This window comes from Polynucleobacter sp. 35-46-11 (genome assembly GCF_002281105.1).
The window spans coordinates 1-1,503 of sequence record NZ_NCFJ01000571.1; the positions used below are offsets into that span (position 1 = coordinate 1).

The 1,503-nt window shown below is 44.6% G+C and carries 3 protein-coding genes; all 3 read right to left on the reverse strand.

What is annotated here, in order from left to right:
* The coding region (locus B7Y67_RS17730) for a tetraacyldisaccharide 4'-kinase (RefSeq protein WP_293599760.1) at positions 1–212 on the reverse strand (212 nt) is incomplete at its 3' end.
* A 42-nt stretch (positions 213–254) separates the two neighbouring features.
* Complete coding sequence (locus B7Y67_RS17735) at positions 255–701, reverse strand: biopolymer transporter ExbD (protein WP_293599761.1); 447 nt, start codon at positions 699–701, stop codon at positions 255–257.
* Entirely contained in the window at positions 698–1,324 is a 627-nt protein-coding gene (locus tag B7Y67_RS17740) for a MotA/TolQ/ExbB proton channel family protein (RefSeq protein ID WP_293599762.1), read from the reverse strand. Before B7Y67_RS17740 ends, B7Y67_RS17735 begins: the two co-directional genes overlap by 4 nt.
* Positions 1,325–1,503 lie beyond the last annotated feature (179 nt).

Consider the following 1,503-nt stretch of genomic DNA (forward strand, 5'->3'; position numbering starts at 1 on the left):
CCTGTGCCTCCTACGCGAATATTACCGACGATGATGATGGGCACAGCTTGCGGCTTATTTTTTCCTAAGTTCAGATCATTGACTAAATCCAAAGCTTGATTGATCCAACCGTACACCTTTGATAAAGGCCAGAGGATGAGGCTGGTTGGCCCACGTCTTTCCCAAAACCGGGGAGCCTTATTAAAGAAAGAAGTTTTTTTTGGTGATGACATTAAAGGCGATTTGTTTAGCTCAATATTTCTAATGGACTGAATTTATTTCTTTGTAGTTTGACTGCTAAACACAATATTAGATAGATTGGCGTCGCGCGCAGCCTCTAGGGCGGTTACGACTGCCTGGTGGGGCGCTTTAGCATCTGCATCGATATTGACCTGGATGGCATTGTCTTTGTTCAGTGAATTGAGGCTATTACTCAGTTCGCTGCGGTCAGTTACCTTGCCGTTAATAGCAAAGCGCCCATCACGACTGACTGCGATATGAATTTGCTTCACCTCTGACTGGCTTGCTGCGCCATTGGCAGTCGGCAGGGTGATGGCTAGCTCTTGATAGCGCGTGAAGGTCGTGGAGATCATCAGAAATATCAGCACTACTAAAAGCACATCAATAAAAGGAATGAGATTGATTTCGGGCTCTACAGAGGATGAGCGAACCCCTAATGAAAATCGGCCTCGGTACTGAAGCTTATTTACTAGCCAACTCATTTTGTATCCGTAGAGTGTGGATAAAGCTTTTTAAATAATTGGCGGGTAAATTCTTCACACTCATGTTGGCGTTGATTTGCCATCGCCCTCAAGCCACGCCATGCAGCTAAAGCAGGAATCGCAATCAATAACCCAAAAGCCGTATTGTAGAGAGCAATAGAGATGCCATGAGCTAGTTGTTGAGGGCTGCCCACACCCTGACTACCAAAAATTTCAATCATGCCGACAACGGTGCCAAATAAACCTAGTAAGGGTGCGACTGTCGCGATGGTGGCTAGCGCGCCTAAATAGCGATCTAGTTTTAGCCAGGTTGATTGAGCGCTTGCTTGCAACTCTTCTAAAGCGGAGTCTGCAGAGCTGCCAGAGGCCTTTTCGCGCAGAATGCAGGCAAAAAGTGAGCCTACCGGAGAGAGTTGGCCAATAGTGCTAATTTCGGCTTCAGAAACCTTTTTTTGCTGGGAAATAGCATTTGCCGCTCCAAATGTGGATTCAAGGCTATCTTTGGGGAAAATATGAATTTGGCGCAAATACCAAGACCGTTCTAGGATGATGGCTAGCCCGAAAACCGAGATAATGAGTAGGGGCCAAATAGGCCAGCCAGCAGAAAGTAAGATTGAGTACATAAGCACAGTACTTTAGCTGAATTAAAAATGGGTTTTAACTAAGCGATCCTGTGGATAACTCTGTGCAAAACTTTTTAGGAAGACTCGTGTAAGTCCTTGATTTATGGTGAATAAGGGTAGTTTATGCATAAATGTAGGTAAATAGACCTTAAAAATTACCCATATAAATCAATGACTTA